This is a genomic window from Streptomyces sp. A3M-1-3 (assembly GCF_024213665.1).
In the GTDB taxonomy this organism is placed as follows: domain Bacteria; phylum Actinomycetota; class Actinomycetes; order Streptomycetales; family Streptomycetaceae; genus Streptomyces.
The window spans coordinates 1-684 of sequence record NZ_JANAVP010000086.1 but is presented as its reverse complement, the minus strand read 5'-3'; the positions used below and the strand labels follow the sequence as shown (position 1 = coordinate 684).

At 65.6% G+C, this 684-nt stretch carries 1 protein-coding gene; it reads right to left on the bottom strand.

Annotation, left to right across the window (positions count from 1 at the left end; genetic code table 11):
• Positions 1-29: 29 nt before the first annotated feature.
• Positions 30-605, bottom strand: a complete 576-nt coding sequence (locus NLX86_RS34270) for an IS607 family transposase (RefSeq protein ID WP_254375728.1) — start codon at positions 603-605, stop codon at positions 30-32.
• Between the last annotated feature and the right edge of the window lie 79 nt (positions 606-684).

Here is a 684-nt window from a genome sequence, read left to right as displayed (position 1 = left end):
ACGACGCGGCGATCGGACGGAGTTCGGAGTCAGCCACGCTCGGCAGCCTCCAACGCCTTCCGGGCCCGACTCTTCGCCGAGCCGCGCCCGTACCGGCGGGCGCAGAACGAGGTCAGCACCTCCACCATGTCCCGCACCAGGTCGTCTTCGACCTCGCCGTCATCCAGCACCACCAGACGACGCCCGGAGGCCTCCAAAGCGGCCTCGATAAGGTCCGTGTCCATCCGCCCGAGCCGGTCACGGTGCTCCACCACCACGGTGGTCACCTTTGGGTCTGCGAGCAGACGGCGGGCCTTGGACCGGGAGCCGTTCATGCCGGATGCCATCTCGGCCTCTACCCGCACCACGCGGTGACCTGACTTCGCAGCCCACGCCGACAGCCGTGCGACCTGGCATTCCAGGTCCGATCTCTGATCGTGCGAGGAGACACGGGCATACAGGCCAACGCCGCCCAGACCCTCCGGCGATGCGTTCGCTTCCACGTTCACCAGGATCGTGCGCGGCCCGACTCGCTGCGCCGGTACAGGCAAAGTTCCCTCACGAAACCAGCGATACGCGGTCTGCGGATGCACACCCTGCGCTCTCGCCCACTCCTTGAGGTTCATACCCGCGACCGTAATGACACTCACCAAAATGCACTATCACTCACAAGAGTGGTCTTACGAGACAACAGGTCCCAACCCC